Below are 18,493 nucleotides of genomic sequence, written 5' to 3' on the forward strand. Positions count from 1 at the left end.
AAGTCACTGTCAAGGATACTGCTTTGACCCAAGTCAGCGATATCTTTGTACTCACCGTTAACAACGTCAACGACCCGCCAGAAGTAGCTAATGAACTTGCAGATCAAAACGCCACAGAAGACGCAGTTTTCAACTTCACAATTCCAGCAGGCAGTTTCATAGATGTCGATGCTGGAGACACTCTCACCTACACAGCCACCTTGGAAAATGGCGACCCTCTACCAAGTTGGTTAAGCTTTGATGCGAATACTCAAACCTTCAGTGTTACTCCCACGAATGATAACGTGGGTAGCCTAAATCTTAAAGTCACTGTCAATGATACTTCTTTGACACAAGCGAGTGATGTATTTACACTCACCGTTAACAACGTCAACGACCCACCAGAGTTAGTTCAAGCGCTTGCAGACCAAAACGCCACAGAAGATGCAGTTTTCAGCTTCACGATTCCAGCAGGCAGTTTCATAGATGTCGATGCAGGTGATAGCCTCACCTACACAGCCACCCTGGACAATGGCGACCCCTTACCGAGTTGGTTAAGCTTTGATGCGAATACTCAAACTTTCAGCGGCACTCCCACGGATGATAACGTGGGTAGCTTGAACATTAAAATCACTGTCAAGGATACTTCTTTAGCTCAGGCGAGTGATGTATTTACCCTCACCGTTAACAACGTCAACGACCCGCCAGAAGTAGCTAATGAACTCACAGACCAAAACGCCACAGAAGACGCAGTTTTCAACTTCACAATTCCAGCAGGTAGTTTCATAGATGTCGATGCAGGTGATAGCCTCACCTACACAGCCACCTTAGAAAATGGCGACCCTCTACCAAGTTGGTTAAGCTTTGATGCGAATACTCAAACCTTCAGTGTTACTCCCACGAATGATAACGTGGGTAGCCTAAATCTTAAAGTCACTGTCAATGATACTTCTTTGACACAAGCGAGTGATGTATTTACACTCACCGTTAACAACGTCAACGACCCGCCAGAAGTAGCTAATGAACTTGCAGATAAAAAGGCACTCAAAAATACCCCGTTCAATTTCACGATTCCAGCAGACAGTTTCAAAGATGTCGATGCTGGAGACACTCTCACCTACACAGCTACTCTAGAAAATGGCGATCCACTACCTAATTGGTTAACTTTTGATACTAACCAATTAACTTTTAGTGGTACTCCTACGGAGAATAATTTAGGCGAGCAAAACATCAAAGTTACCGTTCAGGATACTTCTGGGGATGAAGCCAGTGATGTGTTTACACTCACAGTTGCTCAATTCAATTATGCACCAGTTGTAGAGCAAGCGATCGCAGACCAAAACGCCACAGAAGACACAGTTTTCAATTTCACTTTCTCACAAGACACCTTCAAAGATATCGATGGTGATGCCCTCACCTACACAGCCATCCTGGAAAATGGCGACCCCCTACCGAGTTGGTTGAGTTTTAATGCTGATACTAGAACTTTCAATGGCACTCCTTTGAATAAAGATGTGAGTAACCTCAACATCAAAGTTACCGCTAGAGATATTTTTGGAGTTGAAGTTAGTGACGACTTTCAACTCACTGTTAACAACGTCAACGATGCGCCAATTCTAATTCAAGCACTTGCAGACCAAAAAGCCACAGCAGAAACTACCTTTAACTTTACTATCCCTGAAAACACCTTTACCGATGTGGATGCAGGCGATACCCTAACTTACACTGCGACTCTGGAAAACGACGACTCCCTACCGAGTTGGTTGAGTTTCAATGCTAACGATCTGACCTTCAGCGGTACTCCTACGAAGGATAACGTGGGTGACTTGAATATTAAAGTTACCGCTACAGATGCGGCTGGGGCTAAAGTCGATGATGTGTTTGCACTCAAAGTTGCTCAAAAGAGTAATTCTACTACCCAACCAATCAGCGTACTCACAAAAATTACTGGTGATATCTTCACTATTAAAAATCAAGTTAACGGTGAAAAAACCAAACTCTTAGTCAAGATTAAAAGCAATACCTCTCAAGAAGTTAATGAACTGGGTGTGTTTGTCGTTGATGATGCCCAAGGTACTATTGATGGTATAGCTCCAGGTGCAGCAGGTTACAACCAAGCAGCTCTTCAACGAGCAAAGGTGATTTTATCATCGATTAGTAAACTGCCCAATGGTTTTAATCCTACTGACTTATCAAGTTTGCTGGAATTCAGTTCTGAGACTAACTTGAGATTCTATTTAGTACGTAATAGTACCACTCATGCTGTGCTGTCTGGGCAAACCTCATTTTCAGAAGTGCTTTTTTCCTCAGATACGAATATCAATGTCGAAGATCGAGGGTTTTCTCTCAAATTCCAGAATTTAGCTGTGAAGATTGAGACCACAGATTTACAGCTACCTTTAGGTACGGGTCTTCAAGGACAACATCAAGGCGAACTGATTGATTTGCGGGATGAAACACAATCGGTAAAAGCTGAATTTATAGTTAACAGAGAAGCAAAGTTTAACAACTTTGTCGGTTTTTATCAGGTAACTGATGAAAATGGTGGGATTGATACCAATAATGATGGCATAGCAGATGTACTGACTGGACAAGCTGGTTATACTCAAGCGGCTATTAGTAATCGTGTCGCTGGCATTGACCTAACTGTAAACAACCAAGGTACGGCAACTTTTACAGGTACTTTCCAACCAGGTGCGATTTTTGTACCATTTATAATTGTGAATGCCGGGCCCGATGCAATTCTCGATAGCGATCCCAAGAACGATCCGACTGTTTACTTTCCATTCTTGGGTGCTAATACTGACAAAGCAGATCATATTCGCCTGTTAGGCAATAATGCTTTTGGCTTTGAGGATTTGGCAAATGGTGGTGACAAAGATTACAACGATTTCATTGTCCGAGTTAATTTGAGTGTCGCTTAGTGAATCTTTAACCGTAGAGATGTTGTATGAAAAACATCTCTAATAATATATCTGCGATCGCCCAAATTAATAATTAAACATTGCAGAGGCTTTCAAAAACAGACTTTACGTAATTTTAACGAAGATAGCCTCTCAGTTTATTTACTGTGGCATTACTCTATTTTACACAATAAGCTGTGTGATGTATTCCTCACCTTTCCCATCAAGAATATTACCTTTGCTGACTATCTTGCTATCTAACTATAAACAAGTGTGAGGAAGGCAAAACACTATTCGTAAAACCAATCATGAGCGTATCATTTTCCAGCGGCAAAAACTTTACAGTTGGTTCAGGCCCTTCTTCTATCGTAGTCAAAGACTTAAACGGTGATGGCAAACTTGATTTGGCAGTAGCGAACTTTACTTCCAATAATGTTTCAGTACTGTTAAACGATGGCAATGATGGCTTTGGTACTCCTACCAACTTCACAGTCGGAACCAATCCAGTTTTCCTTGCCTCAGAAGATATAGATGGTGATGACAATCTTGATTTAGTGGTGGCGAACGCTGATGACAACAATGTTTCACTGCTATTGAACGATGGTAAGGGTGGTTTTGGCACTCCCACCAACTTCACAGTGGGGGCGCATCCTTCTGCCATTGCTTTGGCAGACATAGATGGGGATAGCAAGCTTGATTTAGTAGTGGCGAATGCTGATGACGACAACGTTTCAGTGCTATTGAACGATAGTAATGGCGGTTTTGGCACTCCTAGCAACTTCACAGTCGGAGGAAATCCCGCTGCCATTGCTTTAGGAGACATAGATGGGGATGGCAATCTTGATTTAGTGGTGGCGAATGCTGATGACGACAACGTTTCACTGCTGTTAGGCGATGGTAATGGTAATTTTGGCACTGCCACCAACTTCACAGTCGGAACATATCCTTCTGCCATTGCTTTGGGAGATATAGATGGTGATAGCAATCTTGACTTAGTGGTGGCAAACTATGGTTCTAGCAATGTCTCAGTATTGTTGAACGATGGTAATGGTAGTTTTGGTGCTGCTAAAGATTTCACAGTCGGGGCAAGTCCTAATTCCGTTGTCTTGGAAGACATAGACGGTGATGGCAAACTTGATTTGGTGGTGGCGAAAGATACGAATACCAAAAACGTCTCCGTGCTATTGAACGATGGTAAGGGCGGTTTTGGCACTGCTACCGATTTCACAGTCGAAACATCTGCGGCTTATGCGGCTGTAGGAGACTTGAACGGTGATGAAAAACCTGACTTACTGGTAGCGAACGCTGATAGTGACAAAGTTTCGGTGCTGTTTTACAACTCTGCCCCTACAGATTTAATGTTAGAGGCGATCGCTGATGACAATGATGATGAAAAAGCCATTTGTATGTTCAGCACCACCGATCCAGATAAAAACGACCAACACACTTATAGTTTAGTTGCTGGCACTGGCGATACTGATAATGACGCATTCACCATCGAGGGTGATAGTCTCAAAATTAAATCTGACATTACTAAATCTACTTACAATATCCGCGTCCGCACTACCGACAGTGGAGGACTTTCTTTTGATAAGGAATTGGCTATTAATGTTAACGAACTAGGGTTGGCTGCAACTAACCAAATAACCACGATTGTCAATTTCATTAATATTACTGAGAATATCTTTACTGTCAAAAGCAAAGTTAAAGGTGGTAAAGCCAAACTCTCAATCAAAATTGAAAGCAGCACTTCTAAAGTAGTCAATGAAATCGGTATATTTATCGTTGACGATGCTCAAGGAACCATTGACGGTATTGCTCCAGGTGCAGCAGGTTACGCCGAAGCAGCACTCAAGCGCTCTAAGATAGTTTGCTCGGCTCTTGCCAATGCACCCACTGGTTTTAATCCAGCTGATTTGCCAAGTTTATTAGAATTCGACTCCGGTGCAAACCTGCGATTCTACATGGTACGCAACAGCACCACTGATGCCGTAATCTCAGGAAAAACCTCCTTATCTGACGTAGTCTTTTCCTCTGCGACAAATGTGAAAGTGGAAGGCTCAGAAACTGAAGGCTTTGCTTTAATTTGGAAGGGTGTATCTGCTGGTGGTAGCGATTTAAAAATCAAGATTAAAGAAACCAATGAAAAAATACCTCCAGGTATAGGTTTGCAAGGAAAACATCAAGGCGAACTCATCGATTTACGAGAAGTCAAAACTCAGGTGAAAGCAGAGTTTATCGTCAATAGAGAAGCTAGTTACGACAACTTAGTTGGCTTCTGTAAGGTGAATGATGAGAATGGTGGAATTGATAGCGATGGTGATGGTACTGTTGATATACGTCCGGGAGATCCAGGCTACTTGAAAGCAATGATTCGCTCTCGTGTTGAGGGCATTGACTTGAAGGTGAACAATCAAGGTACAGCGACTTTCAGCGGCAACTTTGAATCAAGTTCGTTGTTTGCACCTTTTATTCTCGTTAATACGACTGTAGAAGCAATTTTAAGCAGTAATTCTGACGATTTAGCAGTTTTCTCGCCATTTTTAGGCGCTAACTCTGGCAAAAACAATCATGTTCGCCTACTAGGAAATAACTGCTTCGGTTTTGAGGATATGAAAGGAGGCGGCGATCGCGATTATAACGATTTAATTGTCCAAGTTAAATTGACTGTGAATACCTAAAGTCTGTTTGACTATAGCTTTGATTGTGAATAACTTTACCCCTGCCTCCTGACTTGTTAGGTGGTGGGGGTTTTTCTTGAGTATTTACGTGCCAGCAAAAACGTTATATCATTACCCCTTACCTTCAAAAGCTGGGAAAAATAGCTGTGGTTCTGCGATGCATACACTAGCTAATGAATTGTATTGAAATATATCTAGTGTATTTACTGTAAACATTCAAGTTGATTTGTGCTTAATATGCTTAGGGTAATTTCTAGTAACCCCTTTTTACAATTGCGATCGCAGCCAAAATGCATAAACTCAACATTATGTCAATATTTGCAACAGCTTTTCTGTAAATATGCTGTTATCATGCTGTTAGCAACCAATAGGAGGAATGAAGTTAAGCAATATAAAACGTATAAAGCTTACATAATTCAACCCAAGATATTAAGTATATTATCTTAAGTGTTTATTTGAGGAAAAAGTTGTGATATTTTTGTGGTCGTTATCTAACTTCAGTGGTACTTGACACCATGTTTCACAATTATATTTTTCTTTTTTGAGAAAATATAAATCTTGATAGGCGATCGCCAATAAAAGCAAAAAGTACATATTTGGCTAAAATTATGTCAAGTTAACCAAAAAATAAACTATTGTTCATCTTTTTACGCTATCTGATAATTAGCTAAAAGTACAAATCGCGCTACATAAATAGTACGCATCAGCTAGAAAGTTAAACTATGTAAGCAAAATCAGAAAAATACCACTAACTGTTTGAAGCTGGTAGTCGGTAATAGTTAAGACAAATACTCAAATTTCCCACAAAGCAGAAAAAGTTTTTTACTCTCGTTATTACTAGTTACCAAGAGCAATAAACCGATAGCTAAACTGACTGACTAAACGAAGAATGACTTATATTAAAAGCTCCTTTCAACAATTTATCTCCACCTTAGAAGGGTTCGATCGACTGCCAACAGAGGTAATTACCAACTTATCAGACCAATTGCAAGCTTGGCGCTACCGTATAGGTCAAAAGATTATTGGTAAAGAAACACTACCCGAACGAGTCACAATTCTTTATGAGGGTCAAGTCCGCTTGTTGGGATACGATCCGCAAACGCAAATCCCAAGCACGCTAACTTTGCTGCAACCAGGGGCAATTCTAGGCGAAATTAGTTTGTTGCGTGGTGTTGCCTGCGAGATTGCGATCGCTTCTCACGAAGTCGTATGTTTAAGCTTAAGTACAACTGAATATCTGTATCTTTTATCTTCCTACCCAGAGTTTGCCAAAGTTCGCACCACCCGCACTCATGTGGTAGAAGTCTTCGATATTCTGGGTTTGCAGCTAGAGCAGCAAGCTAATGCTGCTACCAATCTCAAAGAACTGACTGACAAAGTTATACCCAACGCCAAGGTTCATTATTTGAATTCAGGAAAAACCTCATACAGTCAACTAGATAGCGATCGCATCTGGTTTGTCAGTGGCGGCGGTACAGTCACAGATTTTCCACCTGGTTCTCGCTTGGAACCCATTGATGGCAATGCCATTGAGGTTCAAGGCACACCGACTCGTTTGATTGGATTAACTCCAGCAGATTTATTGTTCTTAGATAATGACACTCATCAGGCGCAACCCGTACAACTGACTGTCTACGACGACCAAGTAACTGACGCAGATGAACTAGAAATTCCCTACGCATCTGATGAAGAAATTCCTCGCTCAGAGCCTTCGTCAAATGGGAGGCAAAAACACCAAAAGTACCCATTCTTCCGTGGCAAAGGAGAATTAAATTCCACTTTCGCCTGTTTTCACATGGTCTTGAAGCACTTGCAAGTCCCGTTTCGGCGGGAGGTAGTGCGTCGCATCTTAAACGAGCAAATTAAACGCCAGGGTAATGTATCGTTCCAAGCTTGTGCTTACCTAGCAGAATTAATCGGACTCAAAGCCCAGTTAATAGATTTACCTGTCGCCGCGATCGCGCGCATCCCCACACCAGCGCTGATCCGTTATGGCGATAGTTATGCCGTTTTATATGCAGCGGATGCACATAATGTTGTTGTAGGCGTGCCATCCCAAGGAATTGTGCGTTGTAAACCCGCTCAACTAATTGAGCGATTAGATGTTGATGAAGCCAATTTTCCACCTCAAATTCGGGTATTACTATTAGCAGCGACGAAAGAAACACCTCAAGAACGCTTTGGTTTGCGGTGGTTTCTTCCCTACATGTCCCGCTACCGCCGAGTATTGATAGAAGTCTTTATTGCTTCTTTCTTTGTGCAGCTGGCACAACTAGCCAACCCCTTAGTTATTCAGTTAATTATCGACAAAGTCATCGTTCAAAATAGCATTAGTACCCTCAACGTTTTAGGGGTTTTGCTATTAGTAGTAGGCATATTTGAAGCAGTCCTCACCACGTTACGGACTTACTTATTTGTCGATACTACTAACCGGATTGATATGGGGTTGGGGTCGCAAATTATTGACCACTTACTACGTCTGCCGCTACGCTATTTTGAACGCCGACCGGTGGGTGAGTTAGCAACTCGCATCAACGAATTAGAAAATATTCGGCAGTTTTTAACTGGTACGGCTTTAACAGTAGTTTTAGATGCTCTGTTCTCGGTGGTTTATATCATCGTGATGCTGTTTTATAGTTGGCAGCTCACCTTGGTAGGTTTGGGAACAATTCCCGTCTTTATCATTATTACTTTAATCGCTTCTCCCACTGTTAGCAGACAGTTACGTAGTAAAGCCGAACGCAACTCCGAAACGCAATCGTATTTAGTAGAAGTAATGTCTGGGATTCAAACAGTAAAAGCGCAAAATATCGAATTGCGATCGCGTTTTTCCTGGCAAGAGCGTTATGCTCGGTATGTCGCTGCTGGCTTTAAAACTGTAGTAACTTCTACCCTCGCCAATTCGACAAGTAACTTTCTCAACAAAATCAGTAGCTTGTTAGTTTTGTGGGTAGGCTCTTATTTGGTACTCCAAGGCCAATTAACTTTAGGAGAGTTAATTGCTTTTAGAATTATTTCCGGTTACGTGACTAGCCCGATATTACGCTTGGCTCAACTTTGGCAAAGCTTCCAAGAAACTGCATTATCTTTAGAACGATTGAGCGATATTGTCGATACACCACAAGAAGCAGAAATCGACCGCAGTAATATTCCTTTACCCGCAATTGTCGGCTCAGTCAAATTTGAAAATGTTTCCTTCCGATTTGCGCCCAGCGGCCCCATGCAACTTGCTAACGTCAACCTAGAAATTGCTGCGGGTAACTTTGTCGGCATTGTCGGCCAAAGTGGCTCCGGTAAAAGTACGATGATGAAGTTATTACTGAGGTTATACGAAGTAGAATCTGGCAGGATTTTAATAGATGGCTACGATATTGCCAAAGTTGAACTTTATTCGTTGCGGCGACAAATTGGTGTAGTTCCCCAAGAACCACTGTTGTTTGATGGCACGGTTCAAGAAAATATTGCACTGACAAATCCGGATGCCACAACAGACGAAATTATTGAAGCCGCTCGCGTTGCCGCTGCCCACGAATTTATTATGAGCTTACCCAACGGTTACAATACACGCGTAGGAGAGCGTGGTGCTGGACTTTCCGGCGGACAACGACAAAGAATTGCGATCGCTCGTTCTATCTTACAACGACCAAAATTATTAGTTTTGGACGAAGCAACCAGTGCTTTAGACTATCCTACAGAACGGCAAGTCTGTTTGAACTTAGCTAAAGCCTTTCAAGGCGATACGGTATTTTTTATTACTCACCGACTCAATACTGTTAGCAATGCAGATATTATCATTGTGATGGATAGTGGAAGAATTATAGAACAAGGAAACCATCAACAACTAATGGCTGCTAAAGGTCATTATTATTATCTGTATCAACAACAAGAAGTAAATTTGTAAGTAATTCAGCATTTAAATCCAAAAGATAAAATCACCATGACTCAAATTAATGGAAATCGCCTAAATGACCATAATGGTAACGGCAATAATAAAAACGGAGTAAAAGCAGATTCATTAGTGCTGGCATCTCAATCAAAAGCTCTTAAAAAGCCTTTAATTAACACAACCGATATTACTTTTGATCGATCTGTTATACTGCGTCAATCTCCAGTGTGGTCGCGCACAATCATGATAACTCTGGTAGGTTTAGCCTGTGCTGGAATTGCCTGGGCTTGTATTGCTAAAATCGAACAAGTAGTACCGGCAACTGGTCAGTTAAAGCCTCAAGGAACAGTTAAAGAAGTTCAAGCTCCTGTCAGTGGAGTAGTGAAAGAAATTTTTGTCAAAGATGGAGAATCGGTCAAGCAAGGAGATCGGCTGTTAACTTTTGAAACTGTGGCCACCATTGCCCAATTAAAATCTTTGGAAAAGATTCGGACTACGTTAACTCAAGAAAACCAGCTTTATCGCCGACTGATGGGAGCTAGTTCTGGGGTAGCATCTGAAGCAGATTTTTTACGTAACCGCTTGCCTAGAGATGCTGCTTTTTTATTGAAAAGTAGAGCCGCATTAGTTAGCGAAAATGAATTGTTGCGTACTGAATTAAGAAACTCTACCAACGGTGTAGGACTGGGAGTTGATGAACTACAACGTCTGCGAGTATCTAGAATAGAATTAAATTCTAGAGCAGCAGCAGCACAGATGGAGGTTGAAAAAAGTAAAAAACAATTGACTCAAAATGAAGTCAAACTACAAGATACTAAATCTAGTTTGGCTATTCAGCAGCAGATTTTAGATAGACTGAAAATCTTAGCAGAAGAAGGTGGTGTATCTCAGCTGCAATATCTTAACCAGCAACAACAAGTGCAAAATCTGGCAGCGGAAGTAGCTCAGTTAGTCGAAGAAAGTCAACGTCTTCAGTTTGATATTGAGAAAGGACGGCAGGAGTTAAACAATACTGTGGCCGTTTCTGGTAAAAACATTTTAGACAAGATAGGCGATAACAAACAACGCATTGCTGAAATCGATAGCCAATTTATGAAAATTGTGCTGGAAAACGAACAAAACATAGCAGACATCAATAGTAAAATTTCGCAAGCTCAATTAAACTTTAAATATCAAGAAGTGACTGCCCCTGTAGCAGGAACAATTTTTGATTTGCAAGCAAAAAATCCTGGATTTGTGGCTAATCCGACTCAAAAACTCTTACAAATCGTACCGAATGAAAACTATATAGCTGAAGTTTTTATCACTAACAAAGATATTGGTTTTGTCCGCAAAGGCATGAAGGTTGATGTCAGGATCGACTCTTTTCCTTTTAGTGAGTTCGGCGATATCAAAGGAGAATTGATTGATATCGGCTCGGACGCATTACCACCAGACGAAACACATAAGTTTTATCGATTTCCAGCAAAAGTCAGGTTAGATAAACAATCCTTAAAAATTAAAGGTAGAAACATCTCGTTGCAGTCAGGTATGTCAATTACTGCAAATATTAAAGTCCGCGAAGAACGGACTGTGATGAGTTTGTTTACAGAACTATTTACCAATCAAGTTGATAGTCTCAAAGAGGTACGATAGTAGGAGTGCTGAGTGCTGAGTGCTGAGTTCGGTATTCTCCTCTGCCCCCCTGCTTCACCTGCTTTCTTCCTATGGTATATCCACAACGCATCGAACCAACTCCCGGACAAGAGTCAGTCTGGGATTACCCCCGTCCTCCTCGGCTTGAGGATACAAACAAACATATCCAGATTCTCTTTAATGGGGTAACAATTGCAGATACCCACAGCGCTAAACGGGTTTTAGAAACTAGTCATCCACCCTCTTACTACATTCCTCCGGCGGATATTAACATAGAATATCTGCTGCTAACACCGCAATCAAGTTTTTGCGAGTGGAAAGGAAAAGCTAAGTACTATACCATCCGTGTCGGCGATAAACAAGTGCAGAATGCTGCTTGGTTTTATCCCAACCCGACACCAGCTTTTGCAACTATGAAAGATTACGTAGCTTTCTATGCTCATCTTATGGATGCTTGCTATGTAAATGATGAAAAGGTCGAACCGCAACCAGGTAACTTCTACGGCGGTTGGATAACTAGTGATGTTGTTGGGCCGTTCAAAGGTAGTCCCGGTACTTGGGGATGGTGAAAGATAACAGCAGAATTTGAAGACATCCAAGCTATGAAATTTAAGTATTTAGCTATTGTTATCGTTATTATTTTTACTGCCTTCCCTACAGGCTGTACAAAAAAGGTGACTTTCAACGAGACTCAGACTCCAAACGCCGGGACTGTAGCCGATGGAAACTTTAAAGCTGGAGAACATCCAACTCAAGGTAAAATCAGCATCATCACTGAAAAAGGGAAACGCTACTTGGAGTTTGACCAGAATTTTAAAACTGACAATGGCCCTGACTTATTTGTAATTCTGCATCGTTCTGCTGCACCGCCAGTGAGTGGTATTAAACAAAAAGATTATGTGAATATTGCTCCACTACAAAAGATTAGCGGTACTCAACGCTATGCCTTACCTAATAATGTGAAACTGGCAGAGTTTAAATCTGTGGCAATATGGTGTCGTCAATTCAATGCTACTTTTGGTTACGCAGTTTTAAAAGTATGAATAACGATAGATAGAATTTTAGAATCTATATTTTTGGAATTTTCAATTCTTACAAGATTAATATTTTTGTAGCAAGTATGGTAATTCAATAATTACTTCGGTTTCTTGATTTAATTGCGACACAATTTTGATATTTCCTTGATGTCTTTTGATAATTTGATAGGAAACGGTTAAACCTAATCCTGTACCTCTGCCAACAGATTTAGTAGTAAAAAATGGATCGAATATTTTTGTAATATTTTTATCTTCTATTCCTATTCCATTATCAATAAATTTCACGATAATACTATTATTTGTAGTATTTATCGTCTTAATTATTATTTTCTTATTCAACTGTTGCTGTAATTCCAAAGCATCTATTGCATTGACTAAAACATGCATAAACACTTGATTTAATTGCCGAGAGTAACACTCAATCAATGGTAAGCTATCGTATTCTTTAATTATCTGGATAACTGGGCGATCGCCAGCAGGATTGAGACGATGTTGTAGCAGCAATAAAGTACTCTCAATTCCTTCATGAATGTGAACTTTTTTAACCTCTGCTTCATCATGACGAGAAAAATTTCTCAAAGATAAAACAATTTCCTGAATTCGATTAGCTCCTGTATCCATAGAAGCAATAATTTGCGGAAAATCTTGAATTAAATAATCAAGTTCAATTTTTTCTGCATAAGTTTGAATTTCTGGGTCTGGATAACGTTCTTGATAGTAATGGATGAGACTCAATAAATCTTTTACATAGTTTTTAACATATGTAAGATTAGCGTAAATAAAATTAACTGGATTATTAATTTCATGAGCTATACCAGCAACAATCTGTCCTAAAGATGACATCTTTTCTGTCTGGATTAACTGTAACTGAGCCATTTTTAAATCGTTTAGAGTTGTATGCAGTTGTTCAGTTTTAATTTCTAGTTCATGATTTTTTTGTGAAAGCTCTTTTGTACGTTCTTGGACTCGTTCTTCTAGGGTTTGACGAGCTATTTCTAATTCTTGAGTGCGTTCTAATACCCTCTGCTCTAGATTATTGATTAAAGTTTTGAGAGAGTTGGCCATTTCTTGGTAAGCATGAGCTAATTGTCCAATTTCACCACCATTTTTAATATTAGGAATAGGGCTATTTAAATCACCTTCTGCCAAAGTTTGACTACGCTTTGCAAGTTTAATAATTGGGTGACTAATTTGTTGAGCTAGCAAATTAGAAATTAACACTGACAGTAATACTGCTAAACTTAACCCCAGTAAAATTAAGTGGGTAAGAGTTTGTTTAGCTTCTTGAAAATATTTAGCTACAATTTGTAGCTTAACAATAGCAATGGGCTGATTGCCAGAATTTATCGGAGCATAAATTGTATTTAGTCCTAGCTCTGGCTGAATACGATAGACTGAGCGTTTTTGGTAAATGTTTGGTAAAATTGTAGAAGCAAAATAATTTTTTTCCCACATATCTGCTGTCCAAGCAGAACTACTAGAAACTAAAGATTTTCCATTTAAAGAAATTATTTCTAATCTTGTTGTTGGCTGCGAATAATTTAAAAATTGTCGCAACCATCTTTTATCCATTAACTGTCCTGCTATTAAAGTTCCTGATGGTTTCCCAGTTCCGTCACTCTGGTAAATCTGTGAAATACCCAATAATATTAGCCCTTGCGAACCTGTATCAATCAAATCTTGAGAAAAATTGCTTTTATTATTTAAATATTTAATTTCTGCTTGAATAATTGGGATATCTAATAATTTTCTACTTCCAGCTTCGCCAATAATCTTTCCATTGGATAAATTAATCACTTTGACTATATCAATATCAGTAGAAAATAATAGTTGGTCGGAAACTTCTTTTTTGATCCACACACGATTACTAGTGTGAACTGCATTATATAAGTCAGTCCAATTAGCATAACCAGAAATTAAATTTTTTAGCCCTTTTCCTGTAGCGTCTGTATATCCTCGAAAAGCTAAAACTTGGTCGTCAAGTCGAGTTTTTTCTAGTTCAATGAGTGGTTGTTTCATTAGTTGCCAAGCTGTCATACTTAAAACGAAAACTGGTAATAAAGATGCTCCAAATGTAAAAAGTAAAATTTTTGGTTGAATTGTTTGTAGAAATTTGAGTTTTTTAAGCTTTATCATCTGCAAGTACCTTTGAGGAGTTATTTTTAATTTTTAATCCGCTTGATTTAAGCAACGCAGATGTGACTGCATCTAACTCTGAAATTGAAAGCTTTATCAATAAGGTAGTTTATGAGCAATGAAGCGATCGCCTTTTTAATAGACCTATGAGCAAAAGTTCTTTTTGCACTTTTGTGGTCAAAGGGACTCATGTTAAAGGGAAAATAACAAACCTTTCCCCTTGCCCTTTTCCCGACTTCTGCAAGAAGTCTAATGAAGCTGGCTGTCTTCATGAGCTAAACTGCCTGCTAAACCAAAGCGTTAATCTATAATTCCCAAAATCCGATCTCTCATCAACTTTAATAAGTTAAGATTCTGTCAACTCTGTATTTACAGTTCATTTTTTTTAATATCTTTTCTTGACAATTCCACACCCCTACACCAATTTGAAAAATAGATGATTAGGGCTATTTTCACTTGGTTTGGGGAATTCTCAATTGAGAAAACCATTCAAAAGCAAGGAAAATAAGGTGCTTTTATGAGCAAATGGCAGATATATAACTCAATAAAATGGCAATTTTTTCTATTTGTTTTGAGCATTGGATTATTTTCCGAATCAAGTGTGGCGATCGCTAGGCAGCATCCAGAAAATCTTGCACAGTTGACACAAACAAACTTGCTAGATGCAAGTGCGGCTGAGGAAGCTTATAAAAAAGGCAAGCAACTATACGAGCAAGGCACAGCAGAATCTCTGTCACAGGCAATTGGATTTTTTGAAAAAGCACTTTCACTGTATCGTCAATTAGGCGATCGCTCATCACAAGCCTTTACCCTCGGTCATCTTGGCAAAATTTACTCAGATTTAGGACAACAGCGAAAAGCACTAGAAAATTTGCATCAAGCCTTATTGCTCAGGCGACAAGTAGGAGATAAAAAAGGGGAAACTATTACTCTCAACAACATTGGCAATGTCTACTCAGACATAGGAGAACCAAAAAAGGCACTAGAGTATTTCCAGCAGGCTTTGTTACTCAAGCGAGAAATGGGAGATAAAGCCGGGGAAGCTGTAGCTATCAACAATATTGGCAATGTCTACTTAAATTCAGGAGAACCACAAAAGGCACTGGATTATTTTCAGCAATCTCTTGTTCTCAGGCGACAGGTGGGAGATAAACCAGGGGAAGCTCGTACTCTCAACAACATTGGCTTTGTTTACTTAAATTTAGGAGAAAAGCAAAAAGCGCTGGATTATTTCCGCCAATGTTTGCTTTTATATCAACAAATAGCAGACAAATTAGCAGAATCTCGCACACTCAATAACATTGGTACAATCTACCTAGATTCAGAAGAAAAGCAAAAAGCACTGGATTATTTTCAGCGATCGCTTGCTCTCAAACGAGAGATAGCTGACAAAATAGGGGAAGCTAATACTCTCAATAACATTGGTTTTATTTACTTAAATTTAGGAGAAAAACAAAAGGCGCTGGATTATTTCCAGCAATCCTTACCTCTATTTCAATCAGTAGAAAACAAATTAGGGTTAGCAGCTAACCTCAACAACATTGGCTTAATTTATTTATATTCGGGAGAACAGCAAAAAGCCCTGGATTATTACCAAAAATCCCTGCCTCTATACCAACAAATAGGCAATAGAGAAGGAGAAGCTCAGACTCTCTATAACATTGCCTCCGTGCAACGCGAGCGAGGAAATTTGAATGCAGCTTTGACTCAAATCAAGATAGCTATTAATATTGTTGAAGACCAGCGGACTAAAATTCGCTCTCAGGAACTTCGCACTTCTTATTTTGCTACAGTCCAGGATTATTACCAGCTCTACATTGATTTGCTGATGCAGTTGCACAAACAGCAACCATCCAAAGGATATGATACTCTGGCATTGCAAACAAGCGAACGCGCTCGCGCCCGCAGTCTTTTGGAACTGTTGAATGAAGCTAATGCTGACATTCGCAAAGGTGTAGAGCCAAAGTTAATCTCTCAAGAACGCAACTTACAGCAACAGCTTGATACTTTAGAAAAACGCCGCATACAACTATTAAGTGGCAATAATACCCCAGCACAGTTGCAAGCTTTAGAAACAGAAACCGAGAAACTTCTAGAACAGTATCAGCAACTAAAGGCAGAGATTCGCGCCACCAGCCCTCAATATGCAGCACTGACTCAACCACAACCTCTTTCACTAGCAGAAATTCAGCAGCAAGTGCTCGATGAAAACACCCTACTTTTAGAATATTCTTTAGGGGAAAAGCACAGTTATCTTTGGGCAGTTACTAATAAAAACATTACTAGTTACGAGCTGCCCAAAAGCGCAGATATTAAAGCAGCCGTTCAAAAGTTCCGTCAAGAAATCACTACCCCATATCTTACAGATAGTCCTTCTATAGATGCTCTTTCTGGGTTAATACTTTCACCTGTAGCCCAGCAACTAAAAAAGAAACGCCTTGCGATTGTCAGCGATGGTGCTTTGCAATATGTGCCATTTGCTGCTCTGAATACACCTAACTTGCCAAAAAATAGCGGCTATCAACCATTATTACTCGACCATGAAATCATTACTTTACCCTCAGCTTCGACAGTAGCTATTCTGCGACGCGAACACAAAGCACGTAAATCTGCTCCCAAAACATTAGCTGTATTGGCAGATCCTATCTTTAGCAGCAAAGATGAGCGTTTTCAAGGTAAAATTCCAGTTTCTCGCCCCATTATTGCCCAAAGCAATTTGGACAGTGCTACTTTAACTAGAACTGCCAAAGACTCAGATATTAAGTTTGAGCGTTTACGCTTTACACGCCAAGAAGCCGAGCAAATTCTCGCTCTTGTTCCAGCTAGCCAAAGTAAACAAGCTGTTGACTTTGACGCTAGTCGTACTACTGCAACTAGCGATGAGTTGAGTCAATATCGCATCGTACATTTTGCCACTCATGGCATTCTTAACAGCAAGCATCCAGAATTATCAGGAATTGTCTTGTCGTTATTTGATAAGTTGGGAAGACCTCAAAATGGATTTTTGCGGCTGCACGATGTTTTCAACCTGAATTTGCAAGCAGAACTAGTAGTACTTAGTGCCTGTAAAACCGGACTAGGAGAGGAAATCAAGGGAGAAGGACTAGTTGGGTTAACTAGAGCGTTTATGTATGCAGGTAGTCCGCGAGTTGTGGTGAGTCTGTGGAGTGTCGATGACCAAGCAACATCCGAACTTATGAAAACATTTTATGAAAAGATGCTCAAAGCAGGATTAAAGCCTGCGGCAGCATTGCGAACAGCACAAATAGAAATCTGGCGGACTCAACAATATACTGCACCTTATTTTTGGGCAGCTTTTACTTTACAAGGTGAATGGAAATAAAGGAATGTATAGCTGGGGACTGGGGACTGGTGATATCATGTCCGCCTAATTAGTTATAATTCCCACATCTGTGCAAAAACCAGGAAACCCTCTTTCCCCCTGCTCCCCTGCCCTCTAAATGATAAGTCTTTAACTGGACACGATATGACTGGGTGAAAAGTCTTTTTGTGTCTAGGTTTGATCGTCTATTGATGTCCTAAGGGAATTCCAAATAAATAAATGTCCAGTCGCTTTTGAAGCTGGGGGAGCTGGGGTGGCTGGGGAAGCTGGGGGAGAAGGAATCGGATTATCATCTTCGCTCTAAAGATTGGATAATTTAATTTCTGGAAGTCCCTAACACTACTGGCGATCGCCATTTATAGCGATCGCTTCCCTAAATAGTATAAATAGAAGCGATCTTTTGTTAATATTTTGTTAAGGGATAAAATTATATCTATTGGTATATATATTTAATCTATCTCAAGTAAGATTGTATTTTTTTTAACTCAATATATGATGTTATTAAATCCTGTGGTTTGGATTTATTTATCATAGTTGTTCCTAGCGATTGCCTAACTAATGAGGTTGGTTGAGGCGATCGCTTTTGCTTTGGGATTTTTGAAGTAGTGTAACAAATAAACTATTACGATATCTGCTACTCAGTCGGGCAATCATACCGTAATTTCTCGACAAAGAGTAAAATTTGCGTCATATCAAGTCTTGACGACTGTATTACGGTATTGAAATTTCAAGCGCCTCAGTTTCTTGATGGGGATTCCTACACCCCTAATTAGTGACAGCCAACAGCTATCTGTCACAAGTAGGGTGTAGGGGGTAGTGAAGACCTTAAGGGCAGGGCTTCTACCCAAGGGTGGTTGGGGCTATCTCTTCCCCCACACCCCACACCCCACACC

Annotated in this window: 9 protein-coding genes; 7 read left to right on the forward strand and 2 right to left on the reverse strand. The window is 40.0% G+C overall.

Going from position 1 to position 18,493, the window contains the following annotated elements; all coding sequences use genetic code 11:
- Both I8752_RS37575 and I8752_RS24120 read left to right on the forward strand, forming a co-directional pair.
- Positions 1-2,903 (forward strand): putative Ig domain-containing protein (locus tag I8752_RS37575; RefSeq protein ID WP_225895868.1); only part of this gene is annotated, 2,903 nt, incomplete at its 5' end.
- A gap of 287 nt (positions 2,904-3,190) precedes the next feature.
- Positions 3,191-5,563: an FG-GAP-like repeat-containing protein gene (locus tag I8752_RS24120; protein WP_214434775.1), complete on the forward strand. Its 2,373-nt coding sequence runs from the start codon at positions 3,191-3,193 to the stop codon at positions 5,561-5,563.
- A 438-nt stretch (positions 5,564-6,001) separates the two neighbouring features.
- On the opposite strand, the gene I8752_RS24125 is transcribed toward I8752_RS24120, so the two are convergent.
- Positions 6,002-6,157 carry a hypothetical protein gene (locus tag I8752_RS24125; RefSeq protein ID WP_214434776.1) on the reverse strand — a complete coding sequence of 52 codons (156 nt, stop codon included), beginning with the start codon at positions 6,155-6,157 and terminating at the stop codon, positions 6,002-6,004.
- A gap of 295 nt (positions 6,158-6,452) precedes the next feature.
- Between I8752_RS24125 and I8752_RS24130 the strand changes: the two genes are divergently transcribed.
- The 4 genes from I8752_RS24130 to I8752_RS24145 all read left to right on the forward strand — a co-directional run bounded on the left by I8752_RS24130 (position 6,453) and on the right by I8752_RS24145 (position 12,127).
- Positions 6,453-9,464, forward strand: a complete 3,012-nt coding sequence (locus I8752_RS24130) for a peptidase domain-containing ABC transporter (protein WP_214434777.1) — start codon at positions 6,453-6,455, stop codon at positions 9,462-9,464.
- Between the two features lie 36 nt (positions 9,465-9,500).
- A complete protein-coding gene (locus I8752_RS24135; protein WP_214434778.1) occupies positions 9,501-11,084 on the forward strand; it encodes an HlyD family efflux transporter periplasmic adaptor subunit in 1,584 nt (527 codons plus the stop codon).
- 71 nt (positions 11,085-11,155) lie between these two features.
- Positions 11,156-11,653, forward strand: a complete 498-nt coding sequence (locus I8752_RS24140) for a DUF427 domain-containing protein (protein ID WP_214434779.1) — start codon at positions 11,156-11,158, stop codon at positions 11,651-11,653.
- A gap of 33 nt (positions 11,654-11,686) precedes the next feature.
- The gene (locus I8752_RS24145; RefSeq protein ID WP_214434780.1) at positions 11,687-12,127 is read left to right on the forward strand and encodes a DM13 domain-containing protein; all 441 of its coding nucleotides are present in this window, start codon (positions 11,687-11,689) and stop codon (positions 12,125-12,127) included.
- 57 nt (positions 12,128-12,184) lie between these two features.
- Here I8752_RS24145 and I8752_RS24150 read toward each other — a convergent pair whose 3' ends face one another.
- Entirely contained in the window at positions 12,185-14,257 is a 2,073-nt protein-coding gene (locus I8752_RS24150) for an ATP-binding protein (RefSeq protein ID WP_214434781.1), read from the reverse strand.
- A 517-nt stretch (positions 14,258-14,774) separates the two neighbouring features.
- On the opposite strand from I8752_RS24150, the gene I8752_RS24155 reads away from it, so the two are divergent.
- Positions 14,775-17,600 (forward strand): CHAT domain-containing tetratricopeptide repeat protein, encoded by a 2,826-nt coding sequence (locus I8752_RS24155; protein ID WP_214434782.1) that lies wholly within the window; start codon positions 14,775-14,777, stop codon positions 17,598-17,600.
- Positions 17,601-18,493 lie beyond the last annotated feature (893 nt).

The organism is Dendronalium phyllosphericum CENA369 (genome assembly GCF_016056275.1).
In the GTDB taxonomy this organism is placed as follows: Bacteria; Cyanobacteriota; Cyanobacteriia; order Cyanobacteriales; family Nostocaceae; genus Dendronalium; species Dendronalium phyllosphericum.

What these genes read in the sequence shown, in the direction of transcription:
- I8752_RS24120 (WP_214434775.1), top strand. Translation starts at nt 3,191, where the DNA reads ATGAGCGTATCATTTTCCAGCGGCAAAAACTTTACAGTTGGTTCAGGC.
- I8752_RS24125 (WP_214434776.1), bottom strand. Translation starts at nt 6,157, where the DNA reads ATGTACTTTTTGCTTTTATTGGCGATCGCCTATCAAGATTTATATTTT.
- I8752_RS24130 (WP_214434777.1), top strand. Translation starts at nt 6,453, where the DNA reads ATGACTTATATTAAAAGCTCCTTTCAACAATTTATCTCCACCTTAGAA.
- I8752_RS24135 (WP_214434778.1), top strand. Translation starts at nt 9,501, where the DNA reads ATGACTCAAATTAATGGAAATCGCCTAAATGACCATAATGGTAACGGC.
- I8752_RS24140 (WP_214434779.1), top strand. Translation starts at nt 11,156, where the DNA reads ATGGTATATCCACAACGCATCGAACCAACTCCCGGACAAGAGTCAGTC.
- I8752_RS24145 (WP_214434780.1), top strand. Translation starts at nt 11,687, where the DNA reads ATGAAATTTAAGTATTTAGCTATTGTTATCGTTATTATTTTTACTGCC.
- I8752_RS24150 (WP_214434781.1), bottom strand. Translation starts at nt 14,257, where the DNA reads ATGATAAAGCTTAAAAAACTCAAATTTCTACAAACAATTCAACCAAAA.
- I8752_RS24155 (WP_214434782.1), top strand. Translation starts at nt 14,775, where the DNA reads ATGAGCAAATGGCAGATATATAACTCAATAAAATGGCAATTTTTTCTA.